The following is a 21,190-nucleotide window of genomic DNA, read 5'->3' on the forward strand; positions in this document are numbered from 1 at the left end:
TCTCAGGCCAGGACGTCGAGGCGGGTGGCGGCGGGGCCGGCGGCCCCGCGGGGCACGGGCTGGGGGCGAGGGCCGGGGGACCAGGGCGACTCGCCCGCGTCGGCGCGCTGCCGGCCGCCCTGCCGGCCGTCCTGCTGGCCGGGCGCCTGCTGCCCGGCGGCGGTCCAGCCGCCGGCATCGCGGTCGACGCTGGCGCCCGAACAGGTCAGCCCGGCGTTCTGCAGGTCGCGCCGGAGCTCGGGCAGGGCGTCCTGGAGGGCCTGGCGCCCGGCCTCGGTCGCGCTGCGCATCGCCAGGTCCACCACGCCGTCGGCGAGGGTCACGCGGACCTCGACGGGGCCCAGGTGCTCGGGCGTGAGCACGACGGTCATCGTGTGCGTGCCGTCGGGCCCGTGCCGCAGGACGGCGACGTGCGAGGCCACCTGGCCGGACACCGGCGCGGGCGTGCCGGGGCTCGCCGGGCCGCCCACCGGGGTGGTCGCGGGCGCGGACGGGGCGGCCACGGCCCCGGCGACCGGCGCCGGGACCGCCGCGTCGGGCGCGTCGGCGGTGCCGGCGGCTCCGGCGTGCGGGGCGGTGCCGTCGACGACCGCGAGCTCCACCCCGGGGGGCAGGGCGACGCCGCCGGTGGCGGGGACCGGCCCGGCGCCCGCGGTTCCCGCGGCGGACGGGGTGCCGGCCGGCGCCGCACCGGCCGGCAGCGGGGCGGCGGGCCCCCCGGGCGCGGTCCCGGGCAGCGGTGCCGCACCGGTCGTGGGCGGGCCGCCCGGCGTGCCGCCGTCCGGGCCGGAGGCGGGCGGGGCCGGCACGGCGGCGCCCACCGCGGACCCGGCGAGGGCGGGGGGACCGACGGGCTCGCCGGCGAGCCGGTCCCCGGCCGCGGGACCGGGGACGGCACCGGTGGCCAGCGCCCACAGCACCGGGGGCACGCCCTGCGGGGGGCCGGCGGGCGCGGTCCCCGCGGGGGCGCCGGCCCCGGCGGGGATCGCCGCGCCGGGGGCGGTCGTGGTGCTGCCGGTCGTGGCGCCGCCGGTCGTGGCGTCGTGGGATGTGGCGTCGTGGGACGTGGCGTCCCGGGTCGCGGCTTCTCCGGTCGCCGTGCCGGTCGCCGCGTCCCCGGTCGTCGCGTCCTCCGCGGGCGGGCGCTCGGCGGGCTCCCGCCGCGGTGCGCGCCCGGCCCCCTCGGGTCGCTCGGGTCGCTCGGGCCGGTCCGGCCGCTCCGAGCGCTGGGTCGGCTCGGGCCGCTCCGGTCGCTCGGGGCGCTGGGCCCGCTCGGGCCGGTCCGGTCGCTCGCCGTGCTCCGGCCGCCGTCCCCGGCCGGCGACGGCGTCGTCGAGAGCTGCGGCGAAGCCGTCGCGCCCGGCCGCGCCGGAGGAGCGGGGTGCAGGGGCGGAGCCCCCCGCCCGGGGGGCGGGCAGGACGGTCAGGGGGGCGCTCATCGGTAGCTGGCCGCCTTGCTGGTCACGGCGCGGACGTAGGCCTGGGTCTCGGGGTACGGGGGGATGCCTCCGTGCCGGCTGACCGTGCCCGGGCCGGCGTTGTAGGCGGCCAGGGCGAGCTCGGTGGAGCCGAACCGGTCGGTGAGCTGGGCGAGGTAGCGGGCCGCGCCGTCCACCGAGGACGCCGGGTCGGCGGGGTCCACGCCCATCGACCGGGCGGTGGCGGGCATGAACTGCATGAGGCCGCGGGCCCCGGCGGGGGAGACCGCGGTCGGGTCGAACCCGGACTCCTGGGCGGCGACCGCGGCCAGCAGGGCCGGGTCGACGCCGTGCCGGGCGCCGGCGCGGGTGAACAGGTCGGCGTAGGGGACGCCGGCCAGCGCGCCGGACCCCGCCGTCGCCGCGGCGGGTGGTGCCTCCGCCGGCAGCACCCGGCGGATCACCGCGGGGTTGCCGACCGACTGGACCTTGACCGTCTCACCCGCCTGCGGCGCGGCGATCATCGTGCCGTCGCCGAGGTAGATGCCGACGTGGTCGACCCCTGGCCGGGACGGCGAGTTGTCGAAGAAGACGAGGTCACCGGGGCGGGCCCGGTCCAGCGAGGCGACCGCGGTACCGGCGGTCGCCTGCTGGGAGGAGGTGCGGGGCAGCGAGATCCCCAGGTTGCCGTAGACCAGCTGGGTGAACCCGGAGCAGTCCAGGCCGGTGGCCGGGTCGGTGCCGCCCCACCGGTAGGGGACGCCCAGGTACCGGCGCGCCTCGGTCACCACGGCGGCCTCCGAGGCCGCGCCGGCGGCCGCGGGGGCCGCCGCAACCGGGGTGGCGGCGCCGAGCCCGGCGGTGGCCGCGGCCGACGCCCAGGCCGCCGAGGTGGTGGGGTGCAGCGCGGTGAACCGGCTCTGGATCTCGCTGATGCGGGTCTGCACCGCGGTCACCCCGTCCACGGCACCTCCCCGGCGGTCGTGCGGCGGCCGGCGCGGCCGGTGACGAGGTCGTCCACGGCTCTCTCCTCGGCAGCCTGCTCGGCCACCCGCACCGCCTGCACGTGCCGTTCCCGCAACCGCTCGAGCCCCTTGGTGCGCTGGGCGGCCGCCGTCCAGGCCGCGGCCACCAGCGCGGCCTGCTCGGCCGAGGCGGTCGCCAGGGCGCGGGCGGCCGCGGCGTCCTCCGCGGCGAGCCGGGCGCGCAGGAGGGCGGCCTGGAACGCACCGGCCGGCAGGGGGCCGGAGGGCAGCGCCCCGGCGGCGGCGGCCTCGGCCGCCGCGGCCCGCCGGTCGGCCTCGGCGGCGGCGCGGGCGGCCTCGGCCGCGGCGAGGGCCGCCGTCCGCTCCTCGCGGCGGCGCAGCTCCAGCACCGGCTGGAGGCGGAAGGCGGGGCGGCGGCTCACGCCGACCGGACGACCCGGCCGAGCCACGACCACGCCTCGTCGGGCGCGGTGAGGTCCCCGGTCGGCTGCTGCAGGAAGGCCTCGACGGCCGGGGCGAGCTGGCGGGCGCGGTCGACGAGCGGGTCGCTGCCGGGCTGGTAGGCGCCGATCTCGACCAGCTCCCGCACGTCCCGCAGCGCGCCCATCAGCCGGCGCAGCTCGCGGGCGTCGGCCATCTGCGCCGGCGGCACCACGGCCGAGGCCACCCGGGAGATCGACTCCAGGACGTCGATCGCCGGGAAGTGCCCCGCGGTGGCCAGCCGGCGGGTGAGGACGACGTGGCCGTCGAGGATCGAGCGCGCGGTGTCGGCGATCGGCTCGTTGTGGTCGTCGCCGTCCACCAGCACGGTGTAGAGGCCGGTGATCGACCCGGTGGCGGCGGTGCCGGCCTTCTCCAGCAGCCGGGGGAGCATCGCGAAGACGCTCGGCGGGTAGCCGCGGGTCGCCGGGGGCTCCCCGGCCGACAGCCCCACCTCGCGCTGGGCCATGGCGGTGCGGGTGATCGAGTCCATCATCAGCAGCACGTCCCGGCCCTGGTCCCGGAAGCCCTCGGCGATGCGGGTGGCCACGAAGGCGGCCTGCAACCGCACCAGCGGCGGCTCGTCGGAGGTGGCCACGACGACGACGGTGCGCGCCATGCCGTCGGGGCCGAGGTTCTCCTCGAGGAACTCGCGGACCTCGCGGCCCCGCTCGCCGATCAGCCCGATGACGCGCACGTCGGCGTCCGTGCCGCGGGTGATCTGGGCCAGCAGCGTCGACTTGCCCACCCCGGAGCCGGCGAAGATGCCCAGCCGCTGCCCCTTGCCGCAGGGGACCAGGGTGTCCAGGGCGCGGACGCCGGTGGTCAGCGGCTCCTGCACCCGGCTGCGGGAGAGCACGTGCGGGGTCTCGCTGGCCAGGTCGACGAACTCCACCCCCGGGCCGAGCGGGGCGCCGCCGTCCACGGGGCGGCCGAGGCCGTCGAGCACCCGGCCGAGCAGCGCGTCGCCGACCGGGACCTGCAGCGGCCGGCCGGTCGCCCGGACCCGCGCCCCGGAGTGCACGCCGGAGAGCTCGCCGAGGGGCATGCAGGTGAGCCGCTCGCGGGAGACGGCGACGACCTCGGCGAGCAGCCCCTGCGGGCCGGGGTCGACCTCGACGAGGTCGCCCACGGCCGCGGGGATGCCCTCGACGGTGAGCGTCAGGCCCATGGCGCCGACGACGGCGCCGGTGAGCTCCGGCCGGGCGGCGGCGCGGGCCCGGTCGAGCAGCCCGACCGTCACGGGGCCAGCACCGCCCGCACCCGCTGCAGCGCCGCGGACAGCTGCGCGTCGACCCGCGAGGGCCCGGACTCGGCCACCGCACCGGCCCGCTCGACCGCCGGGTCGCCGAGGACGACGACCGTGCTGGGCAGCTGCGCCAGCGCCTCGGCGGGGACCTCGGCCAGGTCGTCGGGGTGCAGCCGGACGACCGCCGGGGCGTCGGCGGGGAGGAGCGTCAGCGCCCGCCGCACCGCGTCGAGCCCGGGGGAGCCGGCGAGCGCCAGCTCCCGGCCGAGCAGGTCCTCCAGGAGGGTCAGCACGACCTCGATCACCGAGTCGCGGACGTCCTCGGCGACCGGGAGGGCGGCCTGATCCAGCTGGGTGACCGCCGCGCCCAGCGCGGCGGTGGCCGAGACCAGGCGGCGCTCCCAGCGGGCCTGCACCTCGGCGAGCCGCTCGGCGGCCGCGCGTTCGGTCTCGGCCACCACCTCGGCGGCGGCCGCCAGGCCCTCCGCGTGCCCGGCGGCCCAGCCCTCCCGCTGCGCATGCCCGCGCAGCCGGGCCAGCTCCTCGGCGTAGACGTCGCCCAGGCGCAGCGACGGCCGGTTGGTGGGCACCGGCTGGTCGGTCGCCCGGCGCACGTGCTGGCGCCGGTCGGCCGCGCGCCGCTCGCCGGTCGCCGGCGGCACCGCGGCCGGCGGCACCGCGGCCGGCGGCACCGTGGCCCGCGGGGGGTCCTCCGCCGGCGCGTCCCGCGGTGCCGGGACGGCGCGGACCCACGGGGTGGCCCGCCGGGCCGACTCGCCGCGGAGGAGGGCCGACTCCCGCTTCGGCTCGACGTCAGGCGACGAGATCACGGGTCGCCTTCCGCGGCCGGTCCGCTCCTCGCTCGCCGGGCTCGCTGCGATGCTCCCGCCCGCGTCAGGCGACGAAATCATCGTCGCCACCGCGCGAGATCGTCAGCACACCCTGCTCCTCGAGCGTCCGGATGACGCCGACGACCTTGCCCTGGGCCTCCTCGACGGTCCGGGTGCGCACCGGGCCGAGCAGTTCGATCTCCTCGGCGAGGTTCTCGGCGGCGCGCTCGGAGAGGTTCCGCACCACCTTCTCCCGCACGTCGGGCCGGACCCCCTTGAGCGCCGTGGCCAGGTCGTTGGCCTCCACCTCCCGCAGCACGAGCTGCAGCGAGCGGTCGTCGATGGTGACGATGTCCTCGAAGACGAACATCTGCGCCCGCACCTGCTCGGCCAGCTCGGGGTCGGAGGTGTCCAGCCACTCGAGGATCGACCGCTCGGTGGGCCGCGGCGACCGGTTGATGATCTCCACCAGCGTCTCGACGCCGCCGACGGTGCTCATGTCCTGGTGGGCCAGCAGCGAGCCCATGCGCCGGCCGAGCTCCTCCTCGACCAGCCGGACCATCTCCGGGGTGGTGCGGTCCATCGTGGCGATGCGGTGGGCGACGAGCGCCTGCTGCTCCGGGCTGAACCCGGAGAGCACCTCGGCCGACTGGGCCGGGGTCAGGTGGGCCAGGACCAGCGCGATGACCTGCGGGTGCTCGTCCTTGAGGAAGGTGACCAGCTGCCGCACGTCGGCGTTGCGCAGCGAGGCGAAGGGCACCTCGGTGAGGACGACGTTGAGCCGGGACAGGATGCCGTCGGCCTTGTCCTCCCCGAGGCCGGCCGCCAGGATCTCGCGCGCGAACTCGACCCCGCCGCGGCCGACGAAGCGCTGCGCGGTCATCAGGTGGTGGAACTCCTCCAGGACGCCGTCGACGTCCTCCGGCTCCACCGAGCCCAGCTTCATCAGCTCGCGGGTGACCTGCTCCACCTCGCGAGGGCGGAGCTTGGCCAGCAGCGCGCCGGCCTCCTCCCGGGAGAGCTGCGCGATGAAGACCGCGGCCTTGCGGATGCCCGGCATGTCCGGGCGCCGCACCGCGGGCAGCACCGCCGTCGGCGCCGGGGCGGCCGCCGCCGGCAGCCCCACCATCTGCTCGACGCTGGCGATGGTCATGACCGTCCCCCGTTCCTTCCCACGCCCGTCACTTGGCCTCGGTCAGCCAGCCGCGCAGCATCGCCGCGACCTCGTCGGGCTTCTCGCTCACCATCTCGGCGATCTCGCCGCGGACCCGCGCCCGCTGGGCGGCCTCCAGCTCGGCGGCGGCGTTGTCGACCGCCACCTCCCGGGTGCTCTCGATGCGGATCCGGTCGAGCTCGGCCATGACGTCGTCCGGGAGGTCGAGTTCCTCGTACTCGTCGTCCTCGTCCTCGCCGCGACGGCGCGAGCGCAGCCAGACCACGAGCACCAGCAGCGCGATGCCGAGCGCGATCCCGCCGGTCTTGACCATCGACCACAGCTGGGCCTGCTTCTCGGCCTCCTGCGCGGCCTCGAGCTCCGCGGCGGCCCGGTCGGCGGCCGTGGTGTCGAAGGCCATGCTGGCCACGGTGATGGCGTCGCCGCGGGCCGGGTCCAGCCCGACGGCGTTGCCGATCAGGTCCTGCACCTGGTTCTGGTTGAGGTTGCCGGCGGCGGCGGCGTCCATGACCACCGACACGGTGAGCCGGTTGATGGTGCCGGGCGCACCCGTGACGGTCTCGACGGTCTGCCCGACGGCGTTGTTCGACGTCGTCGACTCCTTGTTGTACGTGGACTCGCCCCCGACGTTCCCCGCGGCGTCCGCGGCGTTCTCCGGGCCGAGCACGCCGCCCACCACGGCACCGTCGCCGGCGTACTCCTCGGTGGTGGTGCTCTCCGAGATGGGCGGCGTGCCCTCCTCGAAGTCGTACGTGGTCGAGGTGCTCTCCCGCTGCGCGAGGTCGAGGTCGGCGCGCACCGAGACCTGGGCGCGGCCCGGGCCGAGCACCCGGTCGAGGATGGCCTGGGCGTTGCCGGCCAGCCGGCCCTCGTACTCCTGCTCGAGCTGCGACCGGGCGTCGCCGGCCGCGGCGGTGACCCCCTGGCCCGGCGCGGACAGCACCCGACCGGTGGAGTCGGCGACCGTGACCTGGTCGGGCTCCATGTCCTGGACGCTGGAGGAGACGAGGTTCGTGACCGCCTGGACCTGCTCGCCGGACAGGGTGGTGCCCGCGGCCAGGTCGAGCAGGACCGAGGCGGTGGGCTCGCCCTGGTCGCTGACGAAGACCTCGTCCTCGGGCAGCGCCACGTGCACCACGGCGGAGCGGACGCCGTCCAGCGACTCGAGCGTCATGGCCAGCTCGCCCTCGATGGCGCGCTGGTACTGCACCTGCTGCTGGAACTCGCTGCTGGTGATGCCCTGCTCGTCGAGGAGCGCGTACCCGGTCTCGGAGCCGGCCGGCAGCCCCTTGCCGCTCATCGACAGGCGCAGGTCGTACACCTGGTCGTTGGGCACCATGATCGTCGACCCGCCGTCGGCGAGCTCGTAGCTCACCCCCGAGGCGTTGAGCTCGTCGACGATCGCCGAGGCGTCGGTCGAGGCCAGGTTGGAGAACAGCGGCGCGTAGGTCGGGGTGGTGATCCACCGGTAGAAGACCAGACCGCCCAGCACCAGGCCGATGGCGAGCAGGCCGATGACGACCTTCTGGCCGAGGCTGATCGCGGTGAGCGCCGAGCGCACGCGACCCAGCTGGCCGGCGAGGGCGGGTGGCATCAGACCGGCATCCTCATGATCTCGTTGAACGCCTCGACGGCCCGGTTCTTGATGTTCACGACCATCTCGGTGGCGAGCTTGGCCTCGTTGGCCGCGATCATGTAGTCGTGCACGTCACGCAGGTCGCCGGTGGCGGCCTGCACCGCGAGGGCGTCGCTGGCGGACTGGGTCGACTGCAGCTGGTCGAGCGCGGTGGTCAGCGCGGCGGCGAAGCCGGCCCCGGAGGTCCCGGTGGGCGCCCCGGCCGCTGCCGTGCCGACCACCGGGGGAGCGGGGGCCAGGGCCGCCAGGGCGCCGGAGATCCCGTCGACGGGCGAGGTCATGGTCAGCCCTTCCCGAGCCGCAGCGCGGCCTGGTACGCGTCGGTCGCCCGCTCGATCGAGGCGATGCTGGCCTGGTAGCCGCGCTGGGCCATCATCAGGCCGGTCATCTGGTCGGCGAGGTCGATGTCCGGGTAGCGCACGTAGCCCTCCGCGTCGGCGAGCGGGTGGTCGGGCTGGTGCACCAGGCGACCCGCGCCGTCGCCGAACTCGGTGCGGGCGACGCGGACCCCGCCCTCGCCCGAGCCGTAGTCCACGGCCTGGGCGACGACGAACCGCTCGCGGAACGCCTCCTCGCCGGCCGGGTTGACGGTGTTGATGTTGGCGATGTTGTCCGACACGGCGTCGAGCCACTTGCGGTGCGCGCGCAGACCCGAGCCGGCGATGCCGAGGTTGTCGAACACGGTCACCTGGCCTGCAGCGCGGTGCGCAGCACGCTGTACTTGCCGTCGAGGGCGTTGAGCGCCAGCTGGTAGCGCAGCCCGGTCTCGGTGGCCAGCACGGTCTCGCCGTCCAGGCTCACGTTGTTGCCGTTGGTGTTGGTCGGCTCCAGCGAGCGGCGGACGGTGCCGCCGGAGATCGTCGGCGTCCGGCCGTCGGCGAGGGCGCCGCGCAGGCTGGACTCGAAGTCGACCCGGCCGGCCAGGAAGCCGGGGGTGTTGACGTTGGCGATGTTGTCCGCGGTGGTGCGCTGCCGCTGGGCCAGGCCGGTGAGGGCGGCGTGCAGCGTGGTCGAGGTGACGTCCCCGATCATCGGGTGGTTCCGCGGGCAGGACGGCAGGACACGATCGGCCTCCGGGTACGCAGGAGACACTCGCGAGCGAGTGAGGGGCCGCCGATCCGTGGCGAGAGGTGCGCTGTCCGTGCCCTTACCCCATCGGCACGCGACACCTCCGGCCTGACGGCGACCACCCACACGAGTGCACGGTGGGGGCCGCGGGACGGCTGTGACGAACGGGGCCGCGGCGACCCGCGGAACGCAGCGAGCCCCCCGAGGCGCGCCGGGTCACGGCGGCCCCGGGGGGCTCGGGAGGGCTGGGGTGCGTGGTGCTGGTGCTACATCGCCTGGTCGATGAACGAGGCGACCGGCCGGCTGGGGCCGTAGGACATGCGGGCGGCGACGTCGCGCTGGCGCTGGCTCTGGGTGATCGCCTCGACGAGCGCCTCGGCGACGGCGAGCTGGTGCTGCAGCAGCCGGGCGGCGCGCTCGCGCAGGTCCGGCGGGACCGGGCCCAGACCCGAGGGCGGCACCCAGTCGGTGCTGCGCCGTCCCCAGGCGGCGATCTCCTCGGCGCGCTCGCGGGAGCCCGCGTCGCGGGCCATCGTGCGCTGCGCGGCCAGGACCTCGCCCTCCATCGCCTCCAGGACCGTGGCCCAGTCGGCGGCAGGGGAGTCCGGCCCGGTGCTCATGCCGGTGTGGCGGCCAGCGACGCCGCGGCCTGCCGCCAGGCGTCGCGCAGCGGCTCGACGACCTTGCGCGCCGAGCCGACGCGGTTGCGGTCACCCTTGACGTTGGCCTGCACCAGCTCGGTGAGGAGCCAGGCGTACAGCGCGGCCAGGCGGGGGCCGCCGTCCCAGGCGTCGACCTTGAGGCTGCTCCGCAGCTCGATGACGATGTCCTGCGCGTGCTGCAGCTGGGTGCCGGCCTCCGCGCGGTCACCGGCGACGAGGGCGCTCTCCGCGCGCTCGAGGTCCAGGGCGAGCCGGTCGTAGAGCATGACCAGGATGCGCTGCGGCGAGGCCGTCGCGACCGAGTCGCCGAGGTAGCGGGAGCGGAGGGAGGCGGTGCTCATCGATCGGTCTCCTGGGGAAGAGTCGTTGGGGAGAGCATCGGCGGGTGCGGCGTCAGCTTGAGCTGGGCAGCGAGGCGAGCTGGCCGGCCAGCCAGCTGGACTGGGACTGCAGTGCCCTCAGTGCGGTCTCCATGGCGGTGAACTGCCGGGCCAGGATCTCCTTGCGGGCGGCGAGCCGGAGGTCCCAGTCCTCGATCCGGCCCTTGAGGTCCTTCGCGAGGTCGTCCCTGCCCCGGGCCAGAACGCTGAGCGTGCCGGTCGTCGTGTCGGTGGCGCGCTTGGCGAGCGTCTGGAGGCGCTGGCTGATCCCGTCCACGGCGGGGGTGGTGCCTTCGGCGAGGGTGCCGGCGAACAGCCGCCGGGTGCGCGCCGGGTCGGCCGAGAGCGCGGCGATGAAGGCGGTCTGGTCGAAGGAGACCGTCCCCGTGCGGGTCAGCTCCACCCCCGCACGGGCGGGCGAACCGTCGGCCCCGACCGCGGCGGACACGGCCCCGAGGATCTCCCCGGCGAGCTGCCGCAGCGCGAAGTCACCCTTGAGGACGGCCGTGGAGCCGCTGGTGTTGTCCGCGTACTTCTCGATCTCGGCGAGTGCCGCGTTGGCCGCGTCGACGAAGCCCTTGACCTTCGCCGCGACCGCGTCCGGGTCCGCGGTGACGTTGATGGTCACCGGGGTCGCGGTCCTCTCGCTCACCGTGAGCGTCCCGCCGGGGAGCAGGTCGGCGAAGGTGTTGGACGGCGACGTCACCGTCGTGCTCGTCGTGCCCGTCGTGGCCGTCCCCAGGCGCAGCCGAGCGTCCGAACCGGTCGTGACGGTGGTGAGCGCGCCGGCGCCGGCGAGCTCGAACCGGGCGGCCTCGCCGGTGGCCTTCGCGGTGACCATCAGGGCGTAGGAGTCCGGGCCCATGCGGACCGCGGTCGCCGAGAGCCCCGGTGCCTGCGCGTTGATCGCGCTGACGGCGTCGGCGAGGGTGCCCGTCCCGCCCACGGTGACGGTCGTGGTGGTGGCCCCGGTGGTGACGGTCAGCGAGCCGCTGCCGAAGGTGGCGGTCGTCGCGGCCCAGCGGGTGTCGCTCACGACGGAGTGCGCGGCGGCGACCGACTCGACGGTGAAGCTCAGCTGCCCGGTCTGCGGTGTGCCGGTGACGGCGACGGCGACGCTGGGTGCGGAGCTGGTGGCCTTGGCGGCGGTCCAGGTGGTGGTCTTGGCGAGCTCCTCGGCGGCGCTGCGCAGCGCGTCGACCTTGGTGTTGATCGACCGGTAGGCGCTCGCGGCGGACTGCGCCGTGCTCAGCTGGGTCTTCAGCCGGGTCTGCGGGAGGGCCTCGGCGGTCATGAGCGCGCTGATCAGGCCGGTCGTGTCCAGCCCCGAGACCAGGCCGTCGATGCTCAGGCTCACCATCGGTTCCTCCGTGGGTGGGGTGGGGGATGCGGGTGAGGGGGGAGGCCGAGGCCTCCCCCCTCACGGGCGGTGCTGTGGTGCTGGGTCGCTCCGGGACGTCAGCGGAGCAGCTGCAGGACGCCCGACGTGCTCTGGTTCGCCTGGGCGAGCATCGCCGTGCCGGCCTGAGACAGGATCTGCGACCTGGTGAAGTTCACCATCTCGAGCGCCATGTCGGTGTCGCGGATGCGGCTCTCCGACGCGGTCAGGTTCTCGATGGTGGCGTTCAGGTTGTTGATCTTGTGCTCGAGCCGGTTCTGCACCGCACCGAGCTTCGCGCGCTCGGTGGAGACGGTGCCGATGGCCGCGTTCACCGACGAGATGGCCGCGGAGGCGGACGACGCCGAGGAGATGTCCCCCGCGCCGCTGGCGCCGAACAGCGAGCTGGCACCGCTGGCGGCCATGTTGCCGATCGAGACGGTCAGCGTCTCGCCGGCGTTCGCCCCGACCTGGAAGTTCATGGACGAGTAGGACCCGCTCAGCAGGTTGGTCCCGTTGAACGTGGTCTTGCTGGCGATGTCGTCGAGTTCCTTGGCCAGGGCCTGGAACTCCTCGTTGGCCTTGGCCTTGTCGGTGTCGGTCAGTGCACCGTGGTTGGACGCCTGCACCGCGAGGTCGCGCATGCGCTGCAGGATCGAGTGCGTCTCGGTGAGCGCACCCTCGGCGGTCTGCACCACCGAGATGCCGTCCTGCGCGTTGCGGACGGCCACCTTGAGGCCGCCGATCTGCGCGCGGAGGCCCTCGGAGATGGCCAGACCCGCCGCGTCGTCGGCGGCCCGGTTGATGCGCAGGCCGCTGGAGAGCTTCTCCAGCGACTTGGCCATCGCACCGTCGGTGACGTTCAGGTTCCGGTACGCGTTGAAGGCGGCGATGTTGTTGTTGACGCTGAGAGCCATGGTGTTCCTCCTTGGAATCGGCCCATTCCGGTGTCCGCTGCATCCGTGCTGCGGCCTTGCAGGAGTGTTCTCGGCCGGCCGTGAGGGGACCTTGAGGCGAAGCCGGAGCAATTTGCCCGGGATCCCGTCGAGCGCGTCGGGGCCCGTGCGGCGCGTGGGGCGTGCGGGGCGGGGCCCGGCGTGTCCGTCGGCGCCGCCGCGGCGGTGCTGCGATCGACGGTGAAGGTGGTCGCGGTGTGCCACTCGACGAGGCACCCGTCTCCCGCCCACCCGCCCGACCGGTTCCGCCGCGGGCGATGGACTGCGCGCCCGGCAGCCCGGGCGCTGTGAGGACGTCCCACCGCCATGCACGTGCTGCTGTCTCACTCCGTCTTCACGGGATCCCTCTACCACCGGATCGCCGAGCCGGCACGAGCCGTCATCGAGGCCGACCTCGGTGTCGAGGTGACCGTCCAGTACGGCCTCAAGACGGTGATGGGCCGGGACCCCGACAGCCCGGCGGGTCCGCTCGTCGTCCGCGAGGTCGACGCCCAGGGCGCCGACGTCGTGGTCCTCCAGCTGCCGAAGACCGTCGAGATGCTGCAGTGCCTCCGATCGCTCCAGGCCCAGGGCGTCGCCGTGGTGGTCGAGCTCGACGATCACCTGACCGCGCTCCCGCCCGGCCACCAGGGGCACGACGCCCTCATCCGGAAGGGCGTCGGGCGGATCGCGGAGGCCTGCGCACGGGAGGCGGACCTCGTCACGGTCTCCACGCCGAACCTGCTGGCGCTGTACGGGGCCCGAGGTCGGGGCATGCTGGTGCCCAACGCGATCCCCCGCCGGATCGCCGAGCTCCCGCCGGCCTACGAGCGGGACCCCGAGGTCGTGACCATCGGCTGGGCCGGCACGGTCGGCAGCCACCCGTACGACCTGCAGGCCATGGAGTCGGGGCTGCAGCATGCGCTCGACCGGACCCGGGGGCGGAGCCGGTTCGCGATCCTGGGCCAGGCCGGCAACGCCCGGGAGGTGCTGCGGCTGACCGACGACCCGGAGGAGATGCCGTGGATCGTGGACGTCGACGGGTACGCCGCCGCGCTCGGTGAGCGCTTCGACGTCGGCGTCGCGCCGCTGCGGATCGACACCTTCAACAACTGCAAGAGCTGGCTGAAGGTGTTGGAGTACTCCGCGCGGGGCGTCTTCGCCGTGCGGTCGCCCAGCGCGGACTACGAGCGGCTGGGCCTCGGCTACCGAGCCAAGCGTCCGCGCGACTGGGCGACTGCGCTCACGCGGGCGGTGGAGGACTCGGACTGGCGTCGGGAGACCGCCGCCGCCAACCGCGAGCAGATCCTGGCCCGCCACCTCACCGAGCACACCGCCGAGCTGTGGGTGGAGGCCTGGCGGAAGGCCCGGGAGATCCGCACCCGCGCCGACCGCATCGGCGCCTGAGCCACCGAGACCGCACCGATACGCCCGGATGAGGAGACCCGTCATGGAACGACACGAGCTGCTCGCTGCGCTGCACTCACGGCTGCGCCCCCGCAACTACCTGGAGATCGGCGTCGACGCAGGCGCCAGCCTGGCCCTGTCGCGGGTGCCGAGCATCGGCATCGACCCCGCCTTCAGCGTGGTCCACGAGCTGAACTGCGACGTCCAGCTCGCCCGGGCCACCAGTGACGACTACTTCCGCACGCACAACCCCGCGGAGAAGCTCGGGGGGGACCCGCTGGACCTGGCCTTCGTCGACGGCATGCACCTGGCGGAGTTCGCGCTCCGGGACTTCATCTACGTGGAGTCCTACAGTGCGCGCACCAGCGTCGTCGTCTTCGACGACATGCTGCCGCGGAACGTCGTCGAGGCGGCGCGGGAGCGGCAGACCGTCGCCTGGACCGGTGACGTGTTCAAGGTGACCCACGTCCTCCGGCACCTGAGGCCCGACCTGGTGGTCCTGGAGGTCGACACGGAGCCGACCGGCACCGTCGTCGTCCTCCTCCCGGACCCCCGGTCGACGACGCTGGCGCAGCACTACAACGACATCGAGGCCGCCATGGTGGCCGACGGCGACCCGCAGGACGTGCCCGAGAGCGTCCTCGGCCGCACCGAGGCCGTGGACCCGCAGCTGCTCATGGAGTGCTCCTGGTGGGACACCCTCGTGGCCGAGCGTCAGGGACGTGTCCCCGCGGGCTCGCTGGCCGGGGAGCTCGCCCGGCAGGACTGGACGGCCCTGCGGCGGACCGCGGCCGCCGCGCCGCCCTTCGCCTTCCAGCGCTGAGGTCGCTCGCTCGACACGAGGGCGCCCCGGGTCCTCACCGAGGACCCGGGGCGCTCTGCTGTTCCGGGTGTCGACCCGGGACCGGCCCGACGGTGGCTCGACGCGCCCGTCAGGCGGTCCGCCAGGTGGTGCGCCCGGCGACGACCGGCGCCGGGGCCCACGCGCCACGCGGCGGCGGGGCGTTGCGGCCGGCAACCCGGTCGACGTAGGAGCGCTGCTGGTTGCGCGCGCGGACGCCGCCGTCGGGCGCGACCGGCGTCCCCTCCCACACCTCGCTCATCGCCGCGTGCAGCAGGGTCAGGGCGCGGGCGCGCATCTGCGAGACGCGCGAGAGGGTCACCCCGAGGTCGGCGGCGATGTCGGTGAGCGACTCCCCGCCGAAGAAGTTGCGCTCCACGACCTCGTCGAGCCGGTCGGGCAGCGCGCGGATGGCCTGGTGCAGGTAGCGGGTGCGCTCGCTGCGCAGCACCGCCCGCTCGGGCGACTCCCCGGTGTCGGGGAGGTCCAGCGAGCCGCCGTCCGGGCCGGTCTCGGCGTCGATGCTCACCATGACCGCGCGGTGCACGTCGACCTGGAGGGAGTCCAGCTCGCTGCGGGCCATGCCGAGGCTCTCGGCCAGCTCCTCCCGCGTGGGGGGCCGGCCCAGCGACATGGCCAGCGCGTCGGCGGCCGCGTCGGTGCGCCGGGCCGCGGCCCGGACCGACCGGCTGGCCCAGTCACCGGAGCGCAGCTCGTCGAGGACCGCGCCCTGCAGCCGCGCCAGCGCGTAGGTGGCGAAGGAGGCACCGGCCGACGGGTCGAACCGCCGGGCCACCTCGACCAGGGCCACCTTGGCGCAGGAGACGAGGTCCTCCCGGCTGACGTGGCTGGGCAGCGAGATGCGCGACGCCACCGCGTTGACCGCGAACGCCGCCAGCGGCAGGTGCTCGGTCACCAGCGCGTCGACGTCCCGCGGCGGGAGACCGCCGGGGGAGGGCGGGCGCGGGGTCGGGATCCGTCCGGTCGCCGGGGGACGCGAGGGGCTCACGTCCCTCTTCTCGGCTGTCCCGGGCCCGGACGGGAACGCCTACTCGGCAGAACCGGGGCGGAACTTGAGACCTCGGCTTGAGGCCCTGGTCGCCGGTGCCGATGGCTCCCCCTGAGACCGCCGGGGGCACCGCCCGCGGCGCCGGGACGGGAGGACGGTGGGGAGCATGGACTACCAGCACCTGTCGACGTTGCTGTGGCGCGAGCAGGAGCTGCTGGACCTGCTGCTGTTCAAGGCCGAGGAGAAGCAGTACCTGATCCTCAGCGGCAAGACCCGCTGGCTGGCCCGCATCGCCCACGAGATCGAGGTCGTCCTCGACCAGCTCCGCACCCTCGAGGTCGAGCGCGCCGCCGCCTCCGAGGTCATCTCCCAGCGCCTGGGCACCGGCGTCAACCCGTCACTGCGGAAACTCGCCGAGGCCGCACCCGCCCCGTGGGACGACCTGTTCGCCAAGCACCACGAGACGCTGCTGGCCCTGGTCACCGACCTGCGCAGCCTCTCGGACGCCAACCGCGAGCTCATCGACGGCGGGCTGGCCGCCATCGGCGACGCCTTCGTCTCGGTGCGCACCCCCACCGCCGGCACGTACGGCGCGACCGGCCGCACCGACGAGCGGGCGCACCGCGCGGTGACACTGGACGGTGCCCTGTGAGTTCCTTCTCCTCGCTCAACACCGCGACCACCGCCCTCTGGGCGCAGCGCCGCGGCCTGGACGTCACCGGCCAGAACATCGCCAACGTCAACAGCGAGGGCTACAGCCGCCAGCGGGTGGACCTCCGGGCGATGGGCGGCACGGTCGTCCCGGCCTTCCACTCGGTCAGCCAGGGGGTCGGCTCCGGCGTCAGCTCCGACGACGTCCTGCGCATCCGCGACGCCTTCCTCGAGGGGCGCGCGCACGCCGAGCACGCCACCTCCGCGCAGCTGCGCACCGAGTCGACCGCCTTCGGGGCGGTCGAGGACGCCTTCCGGGAGCCGGGGAGCACCGGTGTCCAGGCCCTGCTGTCCGACGTGTGGGCCGCCTGGGGGGACGTGGCGAACAACCCGCAGGACCTCGCCACCCGCAGCCAGCTGCTGCAGCGGACCGAGACCCTGGTCAGCGGCATGCACGCCACCCGCGCCACGCTGGACACCCAGTGGACCAACGCCCACCAGAACCTGCAGGCCCTCGTGGGCGAGGTCAACAGCATCGCCACGGAGGTCGCCGGGCTCAACCGCGCCATCCAGCGCGCGACGGCCAGCGGCTACCCGACCAACGAGCTCGCCGACCAGCGCGACGTCCTGGTCATGAGGCTCGCCGACCAGGTCGGCGCCACCGTGCGCCCCGGTGAGGGCGGCGTCCTCGACGTCGTCGTCGGGGGGACGACGCTCGTCGCCGGCTCGCTCAGCACGAAGCTCGCCGTCGCCGGCCCCACCGGCATCGACACCATGACCGCCTCCGACCGGCCCCGGGTGGTGACCGACCCCGGCGGCTCGGCCGTGCCCGTCGGTGGGACGGCGGCCGGCCGGCTGACCGTGATGACCCACGTCGTGCCGACCTACCGGGCGGGTCTGGACGCCGTCGCCGCCGGCTTCGTCGCGCAGGTCAACGCTCTCCACCGCAGCGGCTACGACCGGGACGGCAACCAGGGCGGCGACCTGCTCGGGCCGCCCCCGCCGGCCACCGTCACCGCGGGCAACATCGCGCTGCTGGTCGGCTCGCCCGCCGCGGTGGTGGCGTCGAAGCTGCCGCCCTCGGGTGGCGGCGCCTCGACCGACAACGGCATCGCCGACGAGATCGGCCAGCTGCGGCTGGCGACCGACGGCCCGGACACCACCTACCGGGCGATGATCGTCGAGCTGGGCGTCCAGGCCTCGGTGAGCGCGCGGACCCTCGACATCCAGTCGGTGGTCGCCACGAACGTGGATGCGGCGCGGGAGTCCGTCGCCGGCGTGAACCTCGACGAGGAGATGGCCAACATGCTGCAGTACCAGCACGCCTACGCCGCGGCCAGCCGCATGGTCACCGCGATCGACGAGGCCCTGGACGTCCTCATCAGCCGCACCGGCCTGGTCGGGCGCTGACGGCGATGAGGATCACCCAGCGCGCGGTCACGCTCACCAGCCTCGAGGGCCTCAACCGCAACCTCGACTCCATCGGGAAGCTGCAGCAGCAGCTCACCTCGGGCAAGCTCGTCTCCCGGCCGTCGGATTCCCCCACCGCCACGAACTCGGCGATGCGGACCCGCAACGACCAGGCGGCCAACGCCCAGTACGCCCGCAACATCACCGACGGCAGGAGCCGGCTGGAGGCCACCGACTCCACGCTCACCACCATGCTCGCCCAGGTCCGGCGGGTGCGGGACCTCACCGTGCAGGCCGGCAACACCGCGGCCCTGCCCGACAGCGCGCGCGAGGCGATCGCGGTCGAGATGGACGAGCTGCGGCAGAGCCTGCTCAGCCTGGCCAACACCTCGATGCAGGGCCGGCCCCTGTTCGGCGGCATCGCCTCCGGGACGGCGGCCTACACCGACACCGGGGTGTACCTGGGCCGGGGCGGCGGGGCCGGCGAGCAGGTGCTGCGGCGCGTCTCCGACACCGAGACCATCCGCGTGGACATCACGGGGGCCGAGGCCTTCGGCGACCCGGCGCTCGGCGAGGACCTCTTCGCCGTCGTGGCGACGACCGCCGCGGCCGTGCGGGCCGGGGACGGGACGCAGATCGACGACCGGCTCGCCGCGCTGGACGTCGTCCTGGAGGGCATGCTCACCGCGGTGGCCGACGTCGGCGCGCGCGCCAAGCGGATCGAGGGGGCCGGATCCCTCACCGCCGACCAGGCGCTCACCCTCACCGACCGGCTCAAGTCCGTCGAGGACATCGACCTGGCGAAGACGATCATGGAGCTGGAGATGCAGAAGACCGGCTACCAGGCCGCGCTCGCGGCCACCGCCAAGGCCATCCAGCCCTCGCTCGTCGACTTCCTGCGCTGACCGCCGGCCGGTCCCGGGAGAGGTGAACCCACGATGACGCTGTCGGCGGTCGCGACCCTGCCCCTGCTCGACTTCACCGAGGCCCTACCGGGGTTCCCGGGGCACCGGGACTACGTCCTGGTGACGGCGGACGGCGACGGGCGGCTGTTCTGGCTGCAGTCGATGGCGGTCGACGGGCCGCGGTTCCTGGTGGTGGACCCGGCGATGTGGTTCCCCGGCTACGCGCCGGTGCTGCCGCGGCCGGTCTGCGCCGACCTGGGCCTGGCCGACCCGGCGGCGGCCCGGTTGTTCTGCCTGCTCACCGTCCCCGCGGAGGGGCCGGCGGCCGCCACCGCGAACCTGCGCGCGCCGATCGTGGTCGACCCGGGGACCTGGAAGGCCGTCCAGGTGGTCCTGCCCGACCCGGCCCATCCCATCCGGCGTCCCCTGCGCCGATAGGGGGAGGGGGACGGCGCCGCGCGGTGCCGGCCCCGCCACGGAGGCCACCCACGACCCATGGAGGGGTACACGTGCTCACACTCACCCGCAGCGTCGGCGAGACGATCCGCATCGGCGACGACATCGAGGTCCACGTCGTCGAGGTCCGCGGCGGCACGGTCCGCCTCGGCTTCAAGGCCCCCCGCGAGGTGACCATCCACCGCGAGGAGGTCTACCGGCAGATCGTCGAGGCCAACCTCCTCGCCGCGCAGGTCACGGCGGACACCCTCGGCGCACTGGCGGCCTTCGCCCCCGCCCCGGCCGGCGGCCCCTCCGCAGGTCACGGTACGGTCACGGAGAGCGAGCACAGTCGACAAATGTGACCGGAGCGACCGGGTCGCGGTTTGGCGAGTTCTGCCCACCACTGCACGGGTGGGGTCGGAGGTGTCACCGACACGGGCAGATCCTGCCGAAGAGGCCGGTCGACTACTGCGTTCGGCACAGCGAGTGTTGTGCCGTTGACACCGCGTTGATGCGCCAGAGTTGCCCCCACGAACGTCACAGGGGGCGATCACCATGGAACGCAGCGCAGACGACATCCTCGGCGCCGACACCGTCGTCGGTGACCCGACCCCGCCGCCCGTCGGCGCCGGGGCCGCCCGGCCGGAGGCTCCGGCGGACACGGTCGTGGTCCACCTCCAGCTGCGGCCCCGCCGCGGCTCCACGCGCCGCTGCCTCGCCGAGCTCGCCGAGCTGGCCGGCCGGCACCCGGAGGTCTCCTTCGGCCTGACCGGCCTGTCCAAGGACGACCGGGTGGTGCGGGTGACCGTCGGCGTCGAGCTGGGCCCGCGCGCCGCCGTCGCCCGCTTCTCGCCCCAGGCGCAGGCCGCCTACGCCTTCGTCAGCGAGGTCTTCACCGCCCTCTACGACCACATGCCGGTCTACGCGGTCGAGCCGGGCGCCGCCGAGCGCGCGGCCGCCGACGGCCTGGTGGCGCGGCTGTCCGGCGGCGTCCCCGCCGACCGGGCCGCCGTCCCGCACCCCTCCGCGGAGCAGGTCCCCGCCTGACCTCCTCCCGGGCGCTGCCCCCTGCGCCCGTCGCGGCCACGTCTTCCCCACACAGTCGCCAGGAGTCCCGGTGCCCACCACCCCCGCAACCCCCACCACGACCTCGTCGGACAGCGGCCCGGCCCGCGCCCCGCTGGTCTTCGGCGGCATGGCCGAGGCCGACGGCTGGGCGCTGGCCCCGATCACCCCCCGCGACCGCGTCCACTTCCGCGTCGACCGCGAGCTGCCCCTGGCCGCCTTCCGCGCCGACCTGCCGGACGGGGTCACCGTCAGCCTCGACGAGGGGGAGGGCCTCTACCGGGTCGACGGGGCCCCGGGTACGGGGCAGGTGCTCGCCGAGTGGGTGCGGGCCTGGTGCACCGGCCACGGCTGCAGCACCATCGGGCTGCGTGCCGAGACCGACGTCCGGCGCCGCGCCCCGCGCGACCTCCCGCCGGCCTTCCTCGACGCGCTGTGCCGCCACTACCTGCCGGTCAGCCTCAAGCGGCTGCAGCGCAACATGAGCACGATCCGGCTGCACCTGCCCGACCCCGACGACCTCACCCAGCAGGTGGGCGAGTGGATCCTCAAGGCCGTCGCGCAGTACGACGAGACCAAGGGTGTGCCGTTCGGCGCCTTCCTGGCCACCCAGCTGTCCAAGTGGGTGCACGACCTCGGGCGCAACGCGCACGGGCGGACGGCGGCCGACACCGAGAACAAGCAGCAGAAGGCGATCGCCGCCTTCGTCGCCGAGCACCAGCGCCGGCCCAGCGAGCGGGAGCTCGCCGCCTTCATGGGCCAGAGCGTCGCCACGCTGCGGCGCAACTCCCAGACGGTGGCCACCCTCAACGGGCTGCGCAACCTGCAGTCGCTGGACGGCGGACCCGACGCCACCGAGATCATGCTCCCCGACACCGGCGAGGCCCCCGACCAGATCATGGACGAGGCCGAGCAGACGCTGCTGTCGCACGCGCTGACCGCCGCCTGCGCCCCCGACCCGACCGCCCGCCGGGACCAGCGGGCCGGCCAGCCCAACGTGCTGGGCTGGGCCACCTGGTACCTCACCACCTGGGGCGGCCGGACCAAGACCCAGCTGTCGGCCGACCTCGGCACCTCCGTGCGCAACATGAACGTGCACGCCGACCGGGTCGAGAAGGCGCTCAAGGAGCGGCTGACCGAGCTCGCGGACTGATCGGCGCGGACGCCCCCGTCCGGGTCGATCCGGCCTCCAACCTGCCGATACAGAAACCGTGACCCCCCGCACGGACCGCCGCCGCACCGGCGGGGCGGGGTGCGCGCGGCAGGCC

Annotated in this window: 24 protein-coding genes; 9 read left to right on the forward strand and 15 right to left on the reverse strand. The window is 75.0% G+C overall.

The genetic code is table 11. The annotated features are described in order from the left end of the window. Positions 1-2: 2 nt before the first annotated feature. The 14 genes from ACI8AC_RS03910 to ACI8AC_RS03975 all read right to left on the reverse strand — a co-directional run bounded on the left by ACI8AC_RS03910 (position 3) and on the right by ACI8AC_RS03975 (position 12,178). Positions 3-1,439 carry a flagellar hook-length control protein FliK gene (locus tag ACI8AC_RS03910; protein ID WP_456895389.1) on the reverse strand — a complete coding sequence of 479 codons (1,437 nt, stop codon included), beginning with the start codon at positions 1,437-1,439 and terminating at the stop codon, positions 3-5. Then, positions 1,436-2,383 (reverse strand): transglycosylase SLT domain-containing protein, encoded by a 948-nt coding sequence (locus tag ACI8AC_RS03915; RefSeq protein ID WP_456895391.1) that lies wholly within the window; start codon positions 2,381-2,383, stop codon positions 1,436-1,438. The genes ACI8AC_RS03910 and ACI8AC_RS03915 overlap by 4 nt, the downstream gene beginning before the upstream one ends. After that, entirely contained in the window at positions 2,371-2,826 is a 456-nt protein-coding gene (locus ACI8AC_RS03920; protein WP_456895393.1) for a flagellar export protein FliJ, read from the reverse strand. The genes ACI8AC_RS03915 and ACI8AC_RS03920 overlap by 13 nt, the downstream gene beginning before the upstream one ends. Next, the gene (locus ACI8AC_RS03925; protein ID WP_456895394.1) at positions 2,823-4,127 is read right to left on the reverse strand and encodes a FliI/YscN family ATPase; all 1,305 of its coding nucleotides are present in this window, start codon (positions 4,125-4,127) and stop codon (positions 2,823-2,825) included. Before ACI8AC_RS03925 ends, ACI8AC_RS03920 begins: the two co-directional genes overlap by 4 nt. Continuing rightward, complete coding sequence (locus tag ACI8AC_RS03930) at positions 4,124-4,963, reverse strand: FliH/SctL family protein (protein ID WP_456895396.1); 840 nt, start codon at positions 4,961-4,963, stop codon at positions 4,124-4,126. The genes ACI8AC_RS03925 and ACI8AC_RS03930 overlap by 4 nt, the downstream gene beginning before the upstream one ends. 64 nt (positions 4,964-5,027) lie before the next feature. Then, positions 5,028-6,116, reverse strand: coding sequence for a flagellar motor switch protein FliG (gene fliG, locus ACI8AC_RS03935; RefSeq protein WP_456895398.1), 1,089 nt, complete (start codon positions 6,114-6,116; stop codon positions 5,028-5,030). A 28-nt stretch (positions 6,117-6,144) separates the two neighbouring features. Then, entirely contained in the window at positions 6,145-7,731 is a 1,587-nt protein-coding gene (gene fliF, locus ACI8AC_RS03940; protein ID WP_456895400.1) for a flagellar basal-body MS-ring/collar protein FliF, read from the reverse strand. Beyond that, positions 7,731-8,054 (reverse strand): flagellar hook-basal body complex protein FliE, encoded by a 324-nt coding sequence (gene fliE / locus ACI8AC_RS03945; protein WP_456895402.1) that lies wholly within the window; start codon positions 8,052-8,054, stop codon positions 7,731-7,733. The genes fliF and fliE overlap by 1 nt, the downstream gene beginning before the upstream one ends. 2 nt (positions 8,055-8,056) lie before the next feature. Next, positions 8,057-8,461, reverse strand: a complete 405-nt coding sequence (locus tag ACI8AC_RS03950) for a flagellar basal body rod protein FlgC (RefSeq protein ID WP_456895403.1) — start codon at positions 8,459-8,461, stop codon at positions 8,057-8,059. Then, positions 8,458-8,805, reverse strand: a complete 348-nt coding sequence (gene flgB / locus ACI8AC_RS03955; protein WP_456895405.1) for a flagellar basal body rod protein FlgB — start codon at positions 8,803-8,805, stop codon at positions 8,458-8,460. The genes ACI8AC_RS03950 and flgB overlap by 4 nt, the downstream gene beginning before the upstream one ends. Positions 8,806-9,107: 302 nt before the next feature. Then, a complete protein-coding gene (locus ACI8AC_RS03960) occupies positions 9,108-9,461 on the reverse strand; it encodes a hypothetical protein (protein WP_456895407.1) in 354 nt (117 codons plus the stop codon). Beyond that, entirely contained in the window at positions 9,458-9,844 is a 387-nt protein-coding gene (gene fliS / locus ACI8AC_RS03965; RefSeq protein ID WP_456895409.1) for a flagellar export chaperone FliS, read from the reverse strand. The genes ACI8AC_RS03960 and fliS overlap by 4 nt, the downstream gene beginning before the upstream one ends. Before the next feature lie 52 nt (positions 9,845-9,896). Next, complete coding sequence (gene fliD / locus ACI8AC_RS03970) at positions 9,897-11,240, reverse strand: flagellar filament capping protein FliD (protein ID WP_456895411.1); 1,344 nt, start codon at positions 11,238-11,240, stop codon at positions 9,897-9,899. 101 nt (positions 11,241-11,341) lie between these two features. Continuing rightward, entirely contained in the window at positions 11,342-12,178 is an 837-nt protein-coding gene (locus tag ACI8AC_RS03975) for a flagellin N-terminal helical domain-containing protein (protein WP_456895413.1), read from the reverse strand. Positions 12,179-12,523: 345 nt separating this feature from the next. Here ACI8AC_RS03975 and ACI8AC_RS03980 point away from each other — a divergent pair, with 345 nt between their 5' ends. Together ACI8AC_RS03980 and ACI8AC_RS03985 are read left to right on the forward strand one after the other, a co-directional pair. Further along, the gene (locus tag ACI8AC_RS03980) at positions 12,524-13,603 is read left to right on the forward strand and encodes a hypothetical protein (RefSeq protein ID WP_456895414.1); all 1,080 of its coding nucleotides are present in this window, start codon (positions 12,524-12,526) and stop codon (positions 13,601-13,603) included. 43 nt (positions 13,604-13,646) lie between these two features. Further along, positions 13,647-14,426 (forward strand): class I SAM-dependent methyltransferase, encoded by a 780-nt coding sequence (locus ACI8AC_RS03985; RefSeq protein ID WP_456895416.1) that lies wholly within the window; start codon positions 13,647-13,649, stop codon positions 14,424-14,426. A gap of 109 nt (positions 14,427-14,535) precedes the next feature. Here ACI8AC_RS03985 and ACI8AC_RS03990 read toward each other — a convergent pair whose 3' ends face one another. Next, a complete protein-coding gene (locus tag ACI8AC_RS03990; RefSeq protein ID WP_456895418.1) occupies positions 14,536-15,453 on the reverse strand; it encodes a sigma-70 family RNA polymerase sigma factor in 918 nt (305 codons plus the stop codon). A 166-nt stretch (positions 15,454-15,619) separates the two neighbouring features. On the opposite strand from ACI8AC_RS03990, the gene ACI8AC_RS03995 reads away from it, so the two are divergent. From ACI8AC_RS03995 to ACI8AC_RS04025, 7 genes are all read left to right on the forward strand, one after another. Beyond that, the gene (locus tag ACI8AC_RS03995) at positions 15,620-16,105 is read left to right on the forward strand and encodes a flagellar protein FlgN (RefSeq protein ID WP_456895420.1); all 486 of its coding nucleotides are present in this window, start codon (positions 15,620-15,622) and stop codon (positions 16,103-16,105) included. Continuing rightward, entirely contained in the window at positions 16,102-17,514 is a 1,413-nt protein-coding gene (gene flgK / locus ACI8AC_RS04000; RefSeq protein WP_456895422.1) for a flagellar hook-associated protein FlgK, read from the forward strand. Before ACI8AC_RS03995 ends, flgK begins: the two co-directional genes overlap by 4 nt. 5 nt (positions 17,515-17,519) lie before the next feature. Then, entirely contained in the window at positions 17,520-18,419 is a 900-nt protein-coding gene (gene flgL / locus ACI8AC_RS04005) for a flagellar hook-associated protein FlgL (protein WP_456895424.1), read from the forward strand. A 33-nt stretch (positions 18,420-18,452) separates the two neighbouring features. Further along, complete coding sequence (gene fliW, locus ACI8AC_RS04010; RefSeq protein ID WP_456895425.1) at positions 18,453-18,857, forward strand: flagellar assembly protein FliW; 405 nt, start codon at positions 18,453-18,455, stop codon at positions 18,855-18,857. Positions 18,858-18,928: 71 nt separating this feature from the next. After that, complete coding sequence (csrA, locus tag ACI8AC_RS04015; RefSeq protein ID WP_456895427.1) at positions 18,929-19,219, forward strand: carbon storage regulator CsrA; 291 nt, start codon at positions 18,929-18,931, stop codon at positions 19,217-19,219. A gap of 193 nt (positions 19,220-19,412) precedes the next feature. After that, a complete protein-coding gene (locus ACI8AC_RS04020) occupies positions 19,413-19,904 on the forward strand; it encodes a hypothetical protein (RefSeq protein WP_456895429.1) in 492 nt (163 codons plus the stop codon). Positions 19,905-19,974: 70 nt separating this feature from the next. Then, positions 19,975-21,075: a flagellar biosynthesis protein FliA gene (locus ACI8AC_RS04025; protein ID WP_456895431.1), complete on the forward strand. Its 1,101-nt coding sequence runs from the start codon at positions 19,975-19,977 to the stop codon at positions 21,073-21,075. Positions 21,076-21,190 lie beyond the last annotated feature (115 nt).

The sequence above is a fragment of the Geodermatophilus sp. SYSU D00758 genome (assembly GCF_054049955.1).

What these genes read in the sequence shown, in the direction of transcription:
- ACI8AC_RS03910 (WP_456895389.1), bottom strand. Translation starts at nt 1,439, where the DNA reads ATGAGCGCCCCCCTGACCGTCCTGCCCGCCCCCCGGGCGGGGGGCTCC.
- fliG (WP_456895398.1), bottom strand. Translation starts at nt 6,116, where the DNA reads ATGACCATCGCCAGCGTCGAGCAGATGGTGGGGCTGCCGGCGGCGGCC.
- fliF (WP_456895400.1), bottom strand. Translation starts at nt 7,731, where the DNA reads ATGCCACCCGCCCTCGCCGGCCAGCTGGGTCGCGTGCGCTCGGCGCTC.
- fliE (WP_456895402.1), bottom strand. Translation starts at nt 8,054, where the DNA reads ATGACCTCGCCCGTCGACGGGATCTCCGGCGCCCTGGCGGCCCTGGCC.
- flgB (WP_456895405.1), bottom strand. Translation starts at nt 8,805, where the DNA reads ATGATCGGGGACGTCACCTCGACCACGCTGCACGCCGCCCTCACCGGC.
- ACI8AC_RS03960 (WP_456895407.1), bottom strand. Translation starts at nt 9,461, where the DNA reads ATGAGCACCGGGCCGGACTCCCCTGCCGCCGACTGGGCCACGGTCCTG.
- fliS (WP_456895409.1), bottom strand. Translation starts at nt 9,844, where the DNA reads ATGAGCACCGCCTCCCTCCGCTCCCGCTACCTCGGCGACTCGGTCGCG.
- ACI8AC_RS03975 (WP_456895413.1), bottom strand. Translation starts at nt 12,178, where the DNA reads ATGGCTCTCAGCGTCAACAACAACATCGCCGCCTTCAACGCGTACCGG.
- ACI8AC_RS03980 (WP_456895414.1), top strand. Translation starts at nt 12,524, where the DNA reads ATGCACGTGCTGCTGTCTCACTCCGTCTTCACGGGATCCCTCTACCAC.
- ACI8AC_RS03985 (WP_456895416.1), top strand. Translation starts at nt 13,647, where the DNA reads ATGGAACGACACGAGCTGCTCGCTGCGCTGCACTCACGGCTGCGCCCC.
- ACI8AC_RS03995 (WP_456895420.1), top strand. Translation starts at nt 15,620, where the DNA reads ATGGACTACCAGCACCTGTCGACGTTGCTGTGGCGCGAGCAGGAGCTG.
- flgL (WP_456895424.1), top strand. Translation starts at nt 17,520, where the DNA reads ATGAGGATCACCCAGCGCGCGGTCACGCTCACCAGCCTCGAGGGCCTC.
- fliW (WP_456895425.1), top strand. Translation starts at nt 18,453, where the DNA reads ATGACGCTGTCGGCGGTCGCGACCCTGCCCCTGCTCGACTTCACCGAG.
- ACI8AC_RS04020 (WP_456895429.1), top strand. Translation starts at nt 19,413, where the DNA reads ATGGAACGCAGCGCAGACGACATCCTCGGCGCCGACACCGTCGTCGGT.